General features: G+C 66.3%; 12 protein-coding genes. 8 read left to right on the forward strand and 4 right to left on the reverse strand.

Translation table 11 applies throughout. From position 1 onward, the window contains the following. The first annotated feature begins 6 nt into the window (after positions 1 to 6). Positions 7 to 468, forward strand: coding sequence for a histidine phosphatase family protein (locus DBV14_RS04730; protein ID WP_185545926.1), 462 nt, complete (start codon positions 7 to 9; stop codon positions 466 to 468). A 49-nt stretch (positions 469 to 517) separates the two neighbouring features. On the opposite strand, the gene DBV14_RS04735 is transcribed toward DBV14_RS04730, so the two are convergent. Beyond that, positions 518 to 2,038 carry a Ppx/GppA phosphatase family protein gene (locus tag DBV14_RS04735; RefSeq protein WP_124458047.1) on the reverse strand — a complete coding sequence of 507 codons (1,521 nt, stop codon included), beginning with the start codon at positions 2,036 to 2,038 and terminating at the stop codon, positions 518 to 520. A gap of 248 nt (positions 2,039 to 2,286) precedes the next feature. On the opposite strand from DBV14_RS04735, the gene pstS reads away from it, so the two are divergent. From pstS to phoR, 7 genes are read left to right on the forward strand one after another with little or no spacing between them, the layout of a single operon-like run. Beyond that, positions 2,287 to 3,324 carry a phosphate ABC transporter substrate-binding protein PstS gene (pstS, locus tag DBV14_RS04740; protein WP_124458048.1) on the forward strand — a complete coding sequence of 346 codons (1,038 nt, stop codon included), beginning with the start codon at positions 2,287 to 2,289 and terminating at the stop codon, positions 3,322 to 3,324. Between the two features lie 33 nt (positions 3,325 to 3,357). Beyond that, complete coding sequence (pstC, locus tag DBV14_RS04745; protein ID WP_124458049.1) at positions 3,358 to 4,443, forward strand: phosphate ABC transporter permease subunit PstC; 1,086 nt, start codon at positions 3,358 to 3,360, stop codon at positions 4,441 to 4,443. Beyond that, positions 4,440 to 5,324 (forward strand): phosphate ABC transporter permease PstA, encoded by an 885-nt coding sequence (pstA, locus tag DBV14_RS04750; protein ID WP_124458050.1) that lies wholly within the window; start codon positions 4,440 to 4,442, stop codon positions 5,322 to 5,324. The genes pstC and pstA overlap by 4 nt, the downstream gene beginning before the upstream one ends. Before the next feature lie 13 nt (positions 5,325 to 5,337). Further along, a complete protein-coding gene (gene pstB, locus DBV14_RS04755; RefSeq protein WP_124458051.1) occupies positions 5,338 to 6,120 on the forward strand; it encodes a phosphate ABC transporter ATP-binding protein PstB in 783 nt (260 codons plus the stop codon). A 15-nt stretch (positions 6,121 to 6,135) separates the two neighbouring features. After that, on the forward strand, positions 6,136 to 6,837 hold the full coding sequence (phoU, locus tag DBV14_RS04760; RefSeq protein ID WP_124458052.1) for a phosphate signaling complex protein PhoU: 702 nt from the start codon (positions 6,136 to 6,138) through the stop codon (positions 6,835 to 6,837). A 25-nt stretch (positions 6,838 to 6,862) separates the two neighbouring features. Next, a complete protein-coding gene (phoB, locus tag DBV14_RS04765) occupies positions 6,863 to 7,555 on the forward strand; it encodes a phosphate regulon transcriptional regulator PhoB (protein WP_007836652.1) in 693 nt (230 codons plus the stop codon). A 44-nt stretch (positions 7,556 to 7,599) separates the two neighbouring features. Then, the gene (phoR, locus tag DBV14_RS04770; protein WP_185545923.1) at positions 7,600 to 8,937 is read left to right on the forward strand and encodes a phosphate regulon sensor histidine kinase PhoR; all 1,338 of its coding nucleotides are present in this window, start codon (positions 7,600 to 7,602) and stop codon (positions 8,935 to 8,937) included. A 38-nt stretch (positions 8,938 to 8,975) separates the two neighbouring features. Here phoR and DBV14_RS04775 read toward each other — a convergent pair whose 3' ends face one another. The 3 genes from DBV14_RS04775 to DBV14_RS04785 all read right to left on the reverse strand — a co-directional run bounded on the left by DBV14_RS04775 (position 8,976) and on the right by DBV14_RS04785 (position 12,400). Next, positions 8,976 to 10,322 (reverse strand): MATE family efflux transporter, encoded by a 1,347-nt coding sequence (locus DBV14_RS04775; protein ID WP_124458053.1) that lies wholly within the window; start codon positions 10,320 to 10,322, stop codon positions 8,976 to 8,978. Next, positions 10,319 to 12,049 (reverse strand): hypothetical protein, encoded by a 1,731-nt coding sequence (locus DBV14_RS04780; protein WP_124458054.1) that lies wholly within the window; start codon positions 12,047 to 12,049, stop codon positions 10,319 to 10,321. Before DBV14_RS04780 ends, DBV14_RS04775 begins: the two co-directional genes overlap by 4 nt. Before the next feature lie 81 nt (positions 12,050 to 12,130). Beyond that, complete coding sequence (locus tag DBV14_RS04785; protein ID WP_093240817.1) at positions 12,131 to 12,400, reverse strand: type B 50S ribosomal protein L31; 270 nt, start codon at positions 12,398 to 12,400, stop codon at positions 12,131 to 12,133. Between the last annotated feature and the right edge of the window lie 78 nt (positions 12,401 to 12,478).

Below are 12,478 nucleotides of genomic sequence, written 5' to 3' on the forward strand. Positions count from 1 at the left end.
ATGACCATGGACTTGATCTTCTGGCGCCATGCCGAAGCCGAGGACTGGACCGAGGGTTGCGACGACATGCAGCGCTCGCTCACCGCACGCGGCGAGAAGCAGGCCAAGCGCATGGCCAGCTGGCTCGACCGCCAACTGCCTGATGGCACGCGCATCATCTGCAGCCCCGCGCGGCGCTGCGAGCAGACGGCGCTGGCACTGGGCCGCAAGTACAAGGTGCGCTCCGAGCTGTCGCCGGAGACCACGGCCGAAGCCATGCTCGGCGCGGCCGGCTGGCCCAACGGCAAGTCGGTGGTGTTGATGATCGGCCACCAGCCCTCGACGGGGCAGGCCATTTCGTTGCTGCTCGGCCTCAAGCAGGACAGCTGCCCGGTGCGCAAGGGCGCGCTGTGGTGGATTCGCACGCGCGAGCGCGATGGCGACGTGCAGACCGTCGTGGTGACGGTGCAGTCGCCCGAGTTGCTCTAGCTTTCGTCGCTGATGAGCACTGCGCTGCGCCGAAGCGCAGACCGGTCGATCAGCCTTCGCTGAGTTCCACGCGCCAGTTGCTGGTCTTCTGCCAGGCCAGCACTTCTTCGCGCAGCAGATGCGCCGACTGCGGATAGGCCTCGGCCCAGTCCGGCGCGCAGGCGATCGTGAAAGCCCGGGCGCCCAGCGCCGCAAGGTGCAGGGCTTCGGGGTCGGGATCGCGGCGGGCATGGCACAGGATCAAGGCCAGCCGCAGCGAAAGCAGCTGCATCACGAAGGTTTCGTCATCCAGCGCCGCGTCGAGCTTGCGCAGCTTGCCGCGCTGGCCCAGCACCAGCTGGCCGAGCGCATGCATCTCGTTGACCGCGAAGCCGGGAGCGTCGGTGTTGTCGAGAATGTAGGCGCCGTGCTTGTGATAGTCGCTGTGCGAAATCTGCGTGCCGATTTCGTGCAGTTGCGCGGCCCAGCCCAGCTTGCGCAGCGCGCGGCCGGCGCGGCTCGATGTGTTGCCGCCACGTGCCGCCGGCGCGAGTTGCACGAACAGGGCGGCGGCGGTTTCGCCGACGCGCTTGGCCTGCGCCGCATCCACGGCAAAGCGGTTGGCCAGCCGTGCCACCGTGGCGGTGCGCATGTCGGCCACGCTCTCGTCGCGTTCCAGCAGTTCGTACAGCACGCCATGGCGCAGCGCGCCCTGGGCCACTTTCATTTCGGTGATGCCGAGCAGGTCGAACACCGCGCGCAGCACGCTCACGCCGCCGCCGATCACGGCCTTGCGGTCTTCGCGCATGCCGTCGATGCGCAGCTTGTCGGCGCTGCCGGCCTTGAGAAGGCGGTCGAGCAGCCAGTCGAGGCCTTCGCGGGTGACCAGGCCAGATTCGGCGCCGGCCGCGGCCAGCACGTCGCCCACCGCGCCGATGGTGCCCGAGGCGCCATAGGCCACATCCCACTGGTCGCGCGTGTAGCTGGCCAGCGCGTCGTCGAGCACGGCCTTGGCGGCTACTTCGGCGGCTCGGAAGGCGGCGGGGGTGAACTGGCCTTCGGCAAAGTGCTTCATGGACCAGGCGACGCTGCCCACGCGGTACGACTCGGTCCGCTCGGCCACCAGGGCCTGCCCGATGATCATTTCGGTGGAGCGGCCGCCGATGTCGATCACCAGCCGGCGTTCGCGGTCGGAGGCGTCGGTGTGCGGCAGCATGTGCGCCACGCCCTGGTAGATCAGGCGGGCTTCTTCCCGGCCCGGGATCACGTCGATGCCAAACCCCAGGATGGTGCGCGCACGCAACAGGAATTCTTCGCGGTTGCGCGCTTCGCGCAGCGTTTGCGTGGCCACGGCACGCACCTGCGAGCGCTTGAAGCCGGCCAGCCGCTCGCCGAAACGCGCGAGCGCGTCCCAGCCGCGCTGCATGGCCTCGGTCGTGAGGTTGCGCGCGCTGTCCAGGCCGTTGCCCTGGCGCACGGTTTCCTTGAGGTACTCGGTGCGGTGAATCTGACCATGGTCGACCTGTCCGATTTCCAGCCTGAAGCTGTTCGAACCCAGATCGACCGCTGCGAGGCGGGTGCCGTTTTGCATTGTGTAGTGAAGAGGGCGGTTCTCTGATCGTAGCGCCGTGACAGAACGCGCCCATCGCCCAAGTGTCATCACGGGGAGGGTCGAGGCTAGGCGCAGTGCATGACGGTTATGTGACAGCGTCACACAAGCCATCGGGCAAACAGAGGCATTTTCACTCGACAGAGGGGTGTCATATTCATGTCACACAAGCTTTTTAGAGTCCGTCTCAAGCCCGAAAGGGACTACTTCTTACCTCTAAAGGAAGCTTTGTGAAAACGACGTTCAAATTTGCAGCAGCCGGCCTGATCGCCGCTGCTTTCGCTCAAGTTCCCGCCTTCGCGCAAGATGTGACCGGCGCCGGTGCCAGCTTCCCCGCACCGCTGTACGCCAAGTGGGCCTCCGATTTCAACAAGGCCACCGGCGTCAAGATCAACTACCAGTCGGTCGGTTCGGGCGCTGGCCTCAAGCAGATCGAAGCCAAGACCGTCGATTTCGGCGCGTCCGACGCTCCCCTGAAGGACGACGAACTGCAAGCCAAGGGCCTGATGCAGTTCCCCACCGTCATCGGCGGCGTGATCCCCGTGGTCAACATCCCCGGCATCAAGCCCGGCGAGCTGAAGCTCAACGGCCAGGTCCTGGGCGACATCTACCTGGGCAAGATCACCAAGTGGAACGACCCCGCCATCAAGGCACTGAACGGTTCGCTGAACCTGCCCGACGCTGCCATCGCCCCGGTTCGCCGCGCCGACGGTTCGGGCACCAGCTTCCTGTTCACCAACTACCTGAGCAAGGTCAACGCCGAGTGGAAGTCGAAGGTCGGCGAAGGCACGGCCGTCAACTGGCCCACCGGCGCGGGTGGCAAGGGCAATGAAGGCGTCGCCGCTTTCGTGAACCGCCTGCCCAACTCGATCGGCTACGTCGAGTACGCCTACGTGAAGCAGAACAAGATGACCTTCGCCCAACTGCAGAACGCAGCTGGGACGTTCGTCTCGCCCGACGACTCCGCCTTCAAGGCCGCTGCCGCCGGTGCCGACTGGAACAAGAGCTTCTACCAGGTGCTGACCAACCAGGCCGGCAAGGATTCGTGGCCCATCACCGGCGCCACCTTCATCCTGATGCACAAGGTGCAGGACAAGCCCGCCAACGCCACCACCGTGCTGAAGTTCTTCGACTGGGCCTACAAGGGCGGCGACAAGACGGCCGACGAGCTCGACTACGTGCCGATGCCCGACGCCGTGAAGGCCACCATCGCCAAGTCGTGGGGTGAAGTGAAGGATGCATCGGGCAAGCCCGTCGCGTTCAAGTAAGCCACTTACCCACCTGTCCAGGACGGCGCGCCCATGAGCAATACTTCGCTCGAGGACGCGCCGCTTTCGTCTTTGCCGGAGCGACCCGTGTCATCCACTTTTCCTGCCGCCGCCGCGACGCTTGACCTTGCGGCCGAGCGTGGCCGCACCACTGCCGCCCCTCCGCCTCCGGCCAAGTCGCCGCGTTCCGGCCCCATGGCCGACCGAATCTTCGGCTGGGCCGCCAAGGGTGCCGCGCTGCTGACCCTGGCGATGCTCATCGGCATCCTGCTGTCGCTGATCGCCGGTGCCTGGCCCGCCATTTCCAAGTACGGCCTCGGCTTCCTCACGAGCAGCGTGTGGGACCCGGTCAAGGACGAGTACGGCGGCCTGGTCATGATCTACGGCACGCTGGCCACATCGATCATCGCGCTGGTGATCGCCGTGCCGGTGAGCTTCGGCATTGCGCTGTTCCTTACCGAGCTGTCGCCCAACTGGCTCAAGCGCCCGCTGGGCACCGCCATTGAACTTCTCGCCGCCGTGCCGTCCATCGTGTACGGCATGTGGGGCCTGCTGGTCTTCGGACCCATCCTCTCGACCTGGGTGCAGCAGCCGCTGCAGAAGCTGCTCGCCGGCGTGCCGTACCTTGGCGCCCTGGTGTCCGGCCCGCCCGTCGGCATCGGCATTCTGTCGGCCGGCATCATCCTGGCGATCATGATCATTCCGTTCATCGCCTCGGTGATGCGCGACGTGTTCGAAGTCACGCCGCCGCTGCTCAAGGAATCGGCCTATGGCCTGGGTTCCACCACCTGGGAAGTCGTTTCCAAGGTGGTGCTGCCGTACACCAAGGCCGGCGTGATCGGCGGCATCATGCTCGGCCTTGGCCGGGCGCTGGGCGAAACCATGGCCGTCACCTTCGTGATCGGCAACATGAACCAGCTCAACTCGCTGTCGGTGTTCGAGGCTGCCAACAGCATCACCTCGGCCCTGGCCAATGAATTCGCCGAAGCCGGCGCGGGCCTGCACCAGGCCGCGCTGATGTACCTCGGCCTCGTGCTGTTCTTCATCACCTTCGTCGTGCTGACGCTCTCGAAGGTGCTGCTGGCGCAGATGAAGAAGAGCGAAGGAACGAAATCGTGAGTACCGCTCAAAACCTGCTGAGCGCCAAGGCGCTCGCCGAAACGCGCCAGGCCCGGTTCGCCTCGCGCAACCGCGTCAACAAGATCGCGCTCACGCTGTCGCTCGCCGCGATGGTGTTCGGCGTGTTCTGGCTGGTGTGGATCCTGTGGGAAACGCTGCGCCTGGGCCTCGGCGGCCTGGCGCTCGCCACGTTCACCGAAATGACGCCGCCGCCGAACGAGGCGGGCGGCATTGCCAACGCCATCTTCGGCTCGTTCGTGATGGTGATGCTGGCCACTTTCGTGGGCACGCCCATCGGCATCATGGCCGGCATCTACCTGGCCGAGTACAACCCCAAGGGCTGGCTCGCATCGGTCACGCGCTTCGTCAACGACATCCTGCTGTCGGCGCCGTCGATCGTGATCGGCCTGTTCGTCTATGCCGTGGTGGTGGCCTACTTCAAGACCTTCTCGGGCCTGGCCGGCGCACTGTCGCTGGCGCTGATCGTGATTCCGGTGGTCATTCGAACCACCGAGAACATGCTGCAGCTGGTGCCGCCGGGCCTGCGCGAAGCGGCCTATGCACTGGGCACGCCCAAGTGGAAGGTTATCCTGAGCATCACGCTGCGTGCCGCGCGCGCCGGTGTGGTCACGGGTGTGCTGCTGGCCGTGGCGCGCATTGCCGGCGAAACCGCGCCGCTGCTTTTCACCGCGCTGAACAACCAGTTCTGGACCGCTGACGTGAGCCAGCCCATGGCCAGCCTGCCGGTCACGATTTTCAAGTTTGCGATGAGCCCGTACGAGAACTGGCAACAGCTGGCATGGGCCGGCGTGTTCCTGATCACCGTCGCCGTGCTTGCCCTCAATATCCTGGCGCGGGTCCTGACGCGCACCAAACACTAAAGAAGAAGCCAACATGCCAAACACCGTCGCACAACAACCGTCGCGCTCGAAGATCTCGGTCAAGGACCTGAACTTCTACTACGGCAAGTTCCACGCGCTCAAGGGCATCAACCTCGAGATTCCCGAGAACAAGGTCACGGCCTTCATTGGCCCGTCGGGCTGCGGCAAGTCGACCCTGCTGCGCACCTTCAACCGCATGTTCGAGCTCTACCCCGAGCAGCGCGCCGAGGGCACCATTGCCCTGGACGGCGAGAACCTGCTCACGTCCAAGCAGGACGTGGCGCTGATCCGCGCCAAGGTCGGCATGGTGTTCCAGAAGCCCACGCCGTTCCCGATGTCGATCTACGACAACATCGCCTTCGGCGTGAAGCTGTTCGAAAGCCTCAGCGCCAGCGAAATGGACGACCGTGTCGAATGGGCCCTGAAGAAGGCCGCCCTGTGGACCGAAGTGCGCGACAAGCTGCAGCAAAGCGGCTCCGGCCTCTCCGGCGGCCAGCAGCAGCGCCTGTGCATTGCACGCGGCATCGCGATCAAGCCCGAAGTGCTGCTGCTCGACGAACCGTGTTCGGCCCTGGATCCGATCTCGACCGCGAAGATCGAAGAGCTCATCGCCGAACTGAAAAGCGAGTACACCGTGGTCATCGTGACCCACAACATGCAGCAGGCCGCTCGTTGCAGCGACTACACCGCGTACATGTACCTCGGCGACCTGATCGAGTTCGGCGCCACCGAGCAGATGTTCTTCAAGCCGCAGCGCAAGGAGACCGAGGACTACATCACCGGCCGTTTCGGTTGATCCCCAGGAGACACCATGACTGAAAAACACCTCTCCAGCCAGTTCGACAGCGAACTCAACGGCGTTTCGTCGCGCGTGATGGAACTCGGCGGCATGGTCGAGTCGCAGATCCACACGGCGGTGTATGCGCTGCTGCAGTTCGACCCCGAAGCCGCCGACCGCGTGATGGAAACCGAGCACCGCGTCAATGCGATGGAAATCGACATCGACCGCGAACTCTCGTCGATCATCGCGCGCCGCCAGCCGACCGCTCGCGACCTGCGCCTGCTGATCGCTATTTCCAAGACCACCGCCAACCTGGAGCGCGTGGGCGACGAAGCCAACAAGATCGCGCGCATGGTCAAGTCGATCATCGAGAGCGGTTCGGCCCGCGCGCTGCCCACCACCGAGCTGCGCATTGCCGCCGACCTGGCCTCGGGCCTGCTGCGCACCGCGCTCGACGCGTTCGCGCGCCTGGACACGGCCGCTGCGCTGTCGATCCTGAAGGACGACGACCTGATCGACAAGGAGTTCGACGGCTTTGTGCGCAAGCTGGTCACCTACATGATGGAAGACCCGCGCACCATCTCCGCCAGCCTCGACCTGCTGTTCCTGGCCAAGGCCATCGAACGCATCGGCGACCACGCCAAGAACATCGCCGAGTTCATCATCTACATCGTCAAGGGTGCCGATGTGCGGCACACTTCGATGCAAGAAATCGAATCCGCGCTGCAGTAAGCGCGGCAAAAGACTCAAAGAAAGCATGAAGAAACCCCGAGTCCTGATCGTCGAAGACGAGTCGTCGATCGCCGAGCTGATCGCCGTCAACCTGCGCCACAACGGCTTCGAGCCGATCTGGTCGGAAGATGGCGCTGCAGCCCAACGCGAGATCGATGCCTTCCTGCCGGACCTGATCCTGCTCGACTGGATGCTGCCGGGCCAGAGCGGCCTGCAGCTTGCGCGCCAATGGCGCAAGGACCCGCGCACCAAGGCCATTCCGATCCTGATGCTGACCGCGCGCGGCGACGAGCCCGACAAGGTGGCTGGCCTGGACGCCGGTGCCGACGACTACATCACCAAGCCGTTCTCCACCCAGGAAATGCTGGCCCGCATCCGTGCGGTGCTGCGCCGCCGGGCACCCGAAGTGGTGACCGAACGCGTCGAAATCGGCGAACTGGCGCTCGACACCTCCACCCACCGCGTGACGTGGCAGGGCGGGGCGCTGAAGGTCGGCCCGACCGAGTTCAAGCTGCTGGCCTACCTGATGCAGCACGCCGAGCGCGTGCACAGCCGGGCGCAACTGCTCGACAAGGTGTGGGGCGACCACGTCTACATCGAAGAGCGCACGGTCGACGTGCACGTCAAGCGCCTGCGCGAGTCGCTGGGCGCAGCCGCGCCGATGGTGGAAACCGTCCGGGGAGCGGGCTACCGCCTGACCGCCCAAGTCACGGTTTGAGCGCCGTGGCATCCCTTGGCGGCGGGCGCGGATAATCGCCCGCCATGCCCTTCCGAATTGCTACTTTTTTAATAGCGTCCCTCGCAGTGGCGGCGGGCGCTGTTGGCCTTTTCGGCTGGAAGTTCGGCTGGCTCGGTGCCTGGCTGGGCGCCGTGCTGTGGCTGGGGCTCGATGCCTGGCGCGCCGAACGGCTGCTGCGGGTGCTGCGCAACGACGCCGCGGGCCTGCCGACGCGCGGGCCGGGCGTGTGGGGCGAACTCTCCGAACGCATCCGCAAGCTGCTGCGCGACCGCGAGCAGCAGACCCGGCAGGCCGAAGACCGGCTGCAGGAATTCCTGGCCGCCATCCAGGCGTCGCCGAACGGCGTGATCCTGCTCGACGAGCAGGGCCGCATCGAATGGTGCAACCAGACGGCGGCCAGCCAGTTCGGCATCGACGCCGAGCGCGACCTGCTGCAGCACCTGGCGAACCTGGTGCGCGATCCGGCCTTCGTGGCCTACCTGGCTTCGTGGAACTACAGCCGCGACGTGGTCATCGATGCCTCCGGGCCCGGCCATGCGCACCAGCGCAGCCATCCGGTGCGGTTGTCGGTGCAGGTGCACCCCTACGCGGGCAACCGCCGGATGCTGCTGACCCGCGACATCACCGCGCTCGAGCAGGCCGAGGCGATGCGGCGCGATTTCGTGGCCAACGTGTCGCATGAAATCCGCACGCCGCTGACGGTGCTGGCCGGCTTTGTCGAAACCCTGCAGAACCTGCCGCTCGATGCGAACGAGCGCACGCGCTACCTCGCGCTGATGGGGCAGCAGTCGCACCGCATGGAGACGCTGGTGAACGATCTGCTCACGCTGTCACGGCTCGAAGGCAGCGCGGCGCCTTCGGGCAACCAGTGGATTCGCACACGCGCCTTGCTGGCGCAGTGCGAGGACGAAGGGCGCGGGCTCTCGGGCCGGCTGGCGCCTCTGGGCCATCGGCTGTCGTTCACCATCGATGCCGAGTCTGAAATGTCGGGCGCGCCGACCGAGCTGCAAAGCGCGATGTCGAACCTGCTGAGCAACGCAATCCGCTACACGCCCGGTGGCGGCGAAGTGGCCGTCAGCTGGAAGGTGCTGCCCGACGGGCGTGGCGAATACGCCGTGCGCGATACGGGGCCGGGCATTGCGGCCGAGCACATTCCGCGGCTGACCGAGCGCTTCTATCGCATCGACCGCAGCCGCTCGCGCGAGACGGGCGGAACGGGGCTGGGCCTGGCGATCGTCAAGCACATCGCGCAGCGCCACGGTGCCGAGCTGCGCATCGAAAGCACGGTGGGCAAGGGCTCGCGCTTTGCGCTGCTGTTTCCGGCTGCGCGGGTGCGCGAAGCGCGGGTGCTGGCGAAGTAAACGCGGAGTTGGCGACGCAGGTCGGCCCGCTGGGCGGGTCAGGTGGCCCGCTTGGCCATCGTCCAGCGCAGCAGCGTGATGAACAGCAAGGCGGTCACTGCCAGCGCCAAAGAACTCATGATCCAGAACGCCCGTGGCGATTGCATGGCCTCCCACGGGCCCAGTCCGTGGTACGCCAGCAAATAGCTGCCGCCCAGGCCCAGGCCCCACAGCATCGTGCAATAGATGACCAGCGGTGCCATCGTGACCCGGTAGCAGCGCAGCACGAACACGCAGAGCGTCTGCATTGCATCGGCCATATGGAATGCGGCCACCGGCAGCATCAGCGCCGCAGCCATCGCGATGACAGCCGGGTTGTCCGAGTACACATTGGCCAGCGGGAAGCGCAGGGTGACCAGCGCCGTCGCGAAGAGCAGGGCGCACAGCACTGCCAGCTCGAATCCCAGCCGGCAGGTGTGCCGGGCCTTGGCGGCGTCGCCTGCGCCGAGCCAGAAGCTCACGCGGGCGCTGGTCGCTATGGAGAGCGACAGCGGGATCATGTAGGCCACGGCCATCAGGTTCGCGGCGATCTGGTGCGCGGCTGCCGAGACCGTGCCCAGGCGCGCGATGAACAGCGCCATCAGCGTGAACGAGGTCACTTCCACCAGCACCGCGAGGCCGCCAGGGACGCCCAACCGCGCGAATTGCCTGATCTGTCGCCAGTCGGGCTTCTCGATGCGCTCCCAGAGCCGATAACCTCGATAGAAGGGACTGCTGCGCAACAACCAGACCGCGCAGGCGAGCATGGCCCAGTTCACGCACAGCGTCGCCCAGCCGCAACCCACCAGCCCCATTGCCGGCAGGCCCGCACCGCCGAAGGTGAACCAGATCGACAGCGGCAGCTTCACGACCAGCGATCCCAATTGCAGCCAGGTCACGAGTTGGGGCTTGCCCAGGCTCTGGCTGAGCGTGCTGAAAAGGCGAAACAACAGGGACGGCGCCAGGGCGAAGGCCAGCACCGTGAGGTACATCTCGACCTCGCCGCGCATTTCCGCGGGCACCTGCGTCAACCGCAGCAACGCGCCGGGTGACAGCAATGCCGCCATGCCGACCACGATGGCGATGCCCGCGAGGTAGAGCGATTGCCGCACCGAGCGGCCGATTTCGCTGCTCCGGCCACCGCCGTGCAACTCGGCCCAGACCGGCAGCAGCGCCTGCAGCACGCCCATCAGCGAGACGTACACGCTGACGAAGATCGCGGCGCCGACCGAGAGGGCTGCCAGCGCGTTTTCGGAATAGCGGCCCGCGATGATGGTGTCGGTCACGCCGAAGGCCATCACGGCGAGCTGCCCGACCAGCACCGTGCCCGCGTGCCGCGCGATCAGGCTCCGTTCGCCCCTGCTCACTGGGGCGTGATCTTCTGGTAGAGCAGCAGATCGTCGGCCGGGCTGCTGGGGCGGCGCAGGGTGCCGCTGAAACGCCACTGGTCGAACGGAATGATGGTGTGCAGGCGTTCGATGGTGTCGGGGCTCACCAGCAGCCAGGGGCAATTGGTGCCCAGCAGCAGCGGTTGCACGTTGAAGTTGCCATGGTGGCGGAGCGCCGCGATGTGCGGCCGGCTCAGCGCCAGCTCGGCGATGCAGCTCGGCTGGCCGACGCGTTCGGCCACCGCGTGCACCTGCGGCACGTAGCTGCGCGCGTAGTCGATGGGCGGCAGCCACAGCGTCATGAGCAGCATCCAGCACAGCGCGGTGCCGCCGGCGGGCAGCACCAGCGTCTTCCAGAGCGCGGCGCGGTGCCGCCCGGTGCGCCAGCGCACCAGCCAGCACCAGGCGATGGTCGCGGCCAACGCGAGCACGAACGCGATGGCCGAGAACTCGGGCACGAAGCCCGGCACCAGCCGGGCCACGCTGGCTGCGGGCTTGGGCGGCTTGCCGGTCATCATGGCGATCCAGTACATCCAGCCCAGCGCGGCGAGCGTGCTGAAAAGAAGTACGTTGAACCAGTCGATGAGTGCCAGTGCGCTGCGGCGGAAGGTCGGCAGGGCAAAGGCGGCCAGCGTCGCGAAGGCGGGCAGAGCCAGCAACAGCGAGCGGTCGGAATAGTCGGTGGTCCAGGTGGCGGCCAGCGGCACCAGCGCGAACCAGAGCGGCAGCGCCACGTGGCGCGCGGAAAGCTGCCGGCGCCAGCGCCAGAGCGTCCAGATCGCAAAAGGCCAGACCGGCCAGGTGAACCACAGCAGCAGCTTGCCCTGGCTGCGGATCTCGTTGAACAGCGAGTTGCCATCCACCGTGATCTTCCATTGCGGCAAGCCCAGGGCGAAGACCAGCACTGCGGCAAGCACGGTGACGCCCGCCATGGTGGCCAGCGCGGCGCCGGTATAGCCGGGGCCGTCGTCGGCACTGGTGTCGGCACCCAGCTTCGCCGTGCGCCGACGCTCGTAGGCGATGTAGAGCACGCTGCCTGCGGCCAATGCCAGGCCGACGGTGGGCGCGCCGCTCAAGGTGATGCCGAGCGTGCCCACGACCAGCCCGATCACCGGACCGACGCGCCGATAGGGCAGCGCGGCCACGCCGTAGAACAGGTGCGAGGCGAAGTACAGCTGGGCCAGCGCCGGCGTGGTTTCGTGGCCGAGCTGGGCCAGCCCGAGGCAGGCGATCAGCGCCAGCAGGCCGCCATCGGCAATGGCGCGTGCGTAGTCGGTCGGGCGGGCTTCACCGCCAAAGGCAAACGCCACGGGTTGGGCGCGGGCCGTGCGGGCAAGGTAGTAGACGGCGTACCACGTGGCGGTGAACGTGCCCCACAGCAGCAGCGCAAAGGCAATGCGCACGGCCAGGTCGGGGTTCAGCCACGACGGAGAAATCTTGATGGCCAGGGCGCCGATCCAGTAGGGGATCAGCGCGGGCGTTTCCGGGCGCATGCCCAGCAGCAGCGGGTCGAACCAGCGCGCAATGCCTTCGGTGCTGCGGGCCAGCTCGGCCATGTAGCCGAAGGCCGTGATGTCCGCACTCTTCCAGGGGCCCCGACCGACCAGGCCCGGCAGCAGATAGGCCGCACACAGCAGCAGCAGCGCGATGCGCGGCAGCCGGCGCACGGCGTTCTGGGCAACGATTGCAGGGGTCGGTTGGTTCAAGAGGCGAGGCGAAAGGCAGGATTCGGAAAGAAAAAGGGCAGCGCGGTAAACCGGGCTGCCCTCGACGCAAAAGCGCTTGCTTTACTTCGAAGCAGCGCCGGTGGTCTTGCCGAAGCGGTTGCGGAACTTCTCGACGCGACCGCCCATGTTGTCGACCGACTTTTGCGTGCCGGTGTAGAACGGGTGCGATTCGCTCGTGGTGTCGAGCTTGAAAAGGGGCAGCTCGCGACCGTCATCGGTCGTGCCCATTTCCTTGGTGTTCGCGCACGAACGGGTCACGAACTTGAAGCCGTTCGACATGTCGACGAACAGGATTTCGCGGTAATTGGGGTGGATGCCTTCTTTTGCCATGGTCTTTCCTTTTGCGCTTTTGGAATCAATGCGCGGTCGATGCGAGAGCCACCGGTGTGCCAGCATTCTGGCGCGCCG

This window comes from Variovorax sp. KBW07 (assembly GCF_003852515.1).
Taxonomy (GTDB): domain Bacteria; phylum Pseudomonadota; class Gammaproteobacteria; order Burkholderiales; family Burkholderiaceae_C; genus Variovorax.

Bases quoted from the DNA above. Each gene is read 5' to 3' on its own strand.
- DBV14_RS04730 (WP_185545926.1), top strand. From the start codon at position 7: ATGGACTTGATCTTCTGGCGCCATGCCGAAGCCGAGGACTGGACCGAG.
- DBV14_RS04735 (WP_124458047.1), bottom strand. From the start codon at position 2,038: ATGCAAAACGGCACCCGCCTCGCAGCGGTCGATCTGGGTTCGAACAGC.
- pstC (WP_124458049.1), top strand. From the start codon at position 3,358: ATGAGCAATACTTCGCTCGAGGACGCGCCGCTTTCGTCTTTGCCGGAG.
- pstB (WP_124458051.1), top strand. From the start codon at position 5,338: ATGCCAAACACCGTCGCACAACAACCGTCGCGCTCGAAGATCTCGGTC.
- phoU (WP_124458052.1), top strand. From the start codon at position 6,136: ATGACTGAAAAACACCTCTCCAGCCAGTTCGACAGCGAACTCAACGGC.
- phoB (WP_007836652.1), top strand. From the start codon at position 6,863: ATGAAGAAACCCCGAGTCCTGATCGTCGAAGACGAGTCGTCGATCGCC.
- phoR (WP_185545923.1), top strand. From the start codon at position 7,600: ATGCCCTTCCGAATTGCTACTTTTTTAATAGCGTCCCTCGCAGTGGCG.
- DBV14_RS04785 (WP_093240817.1), bottom strand. From the start codon at position 12,400: ATGGCAAAAGAAGGCATCCACCCCAATTACCGCGAAATCCTGTTCGTC.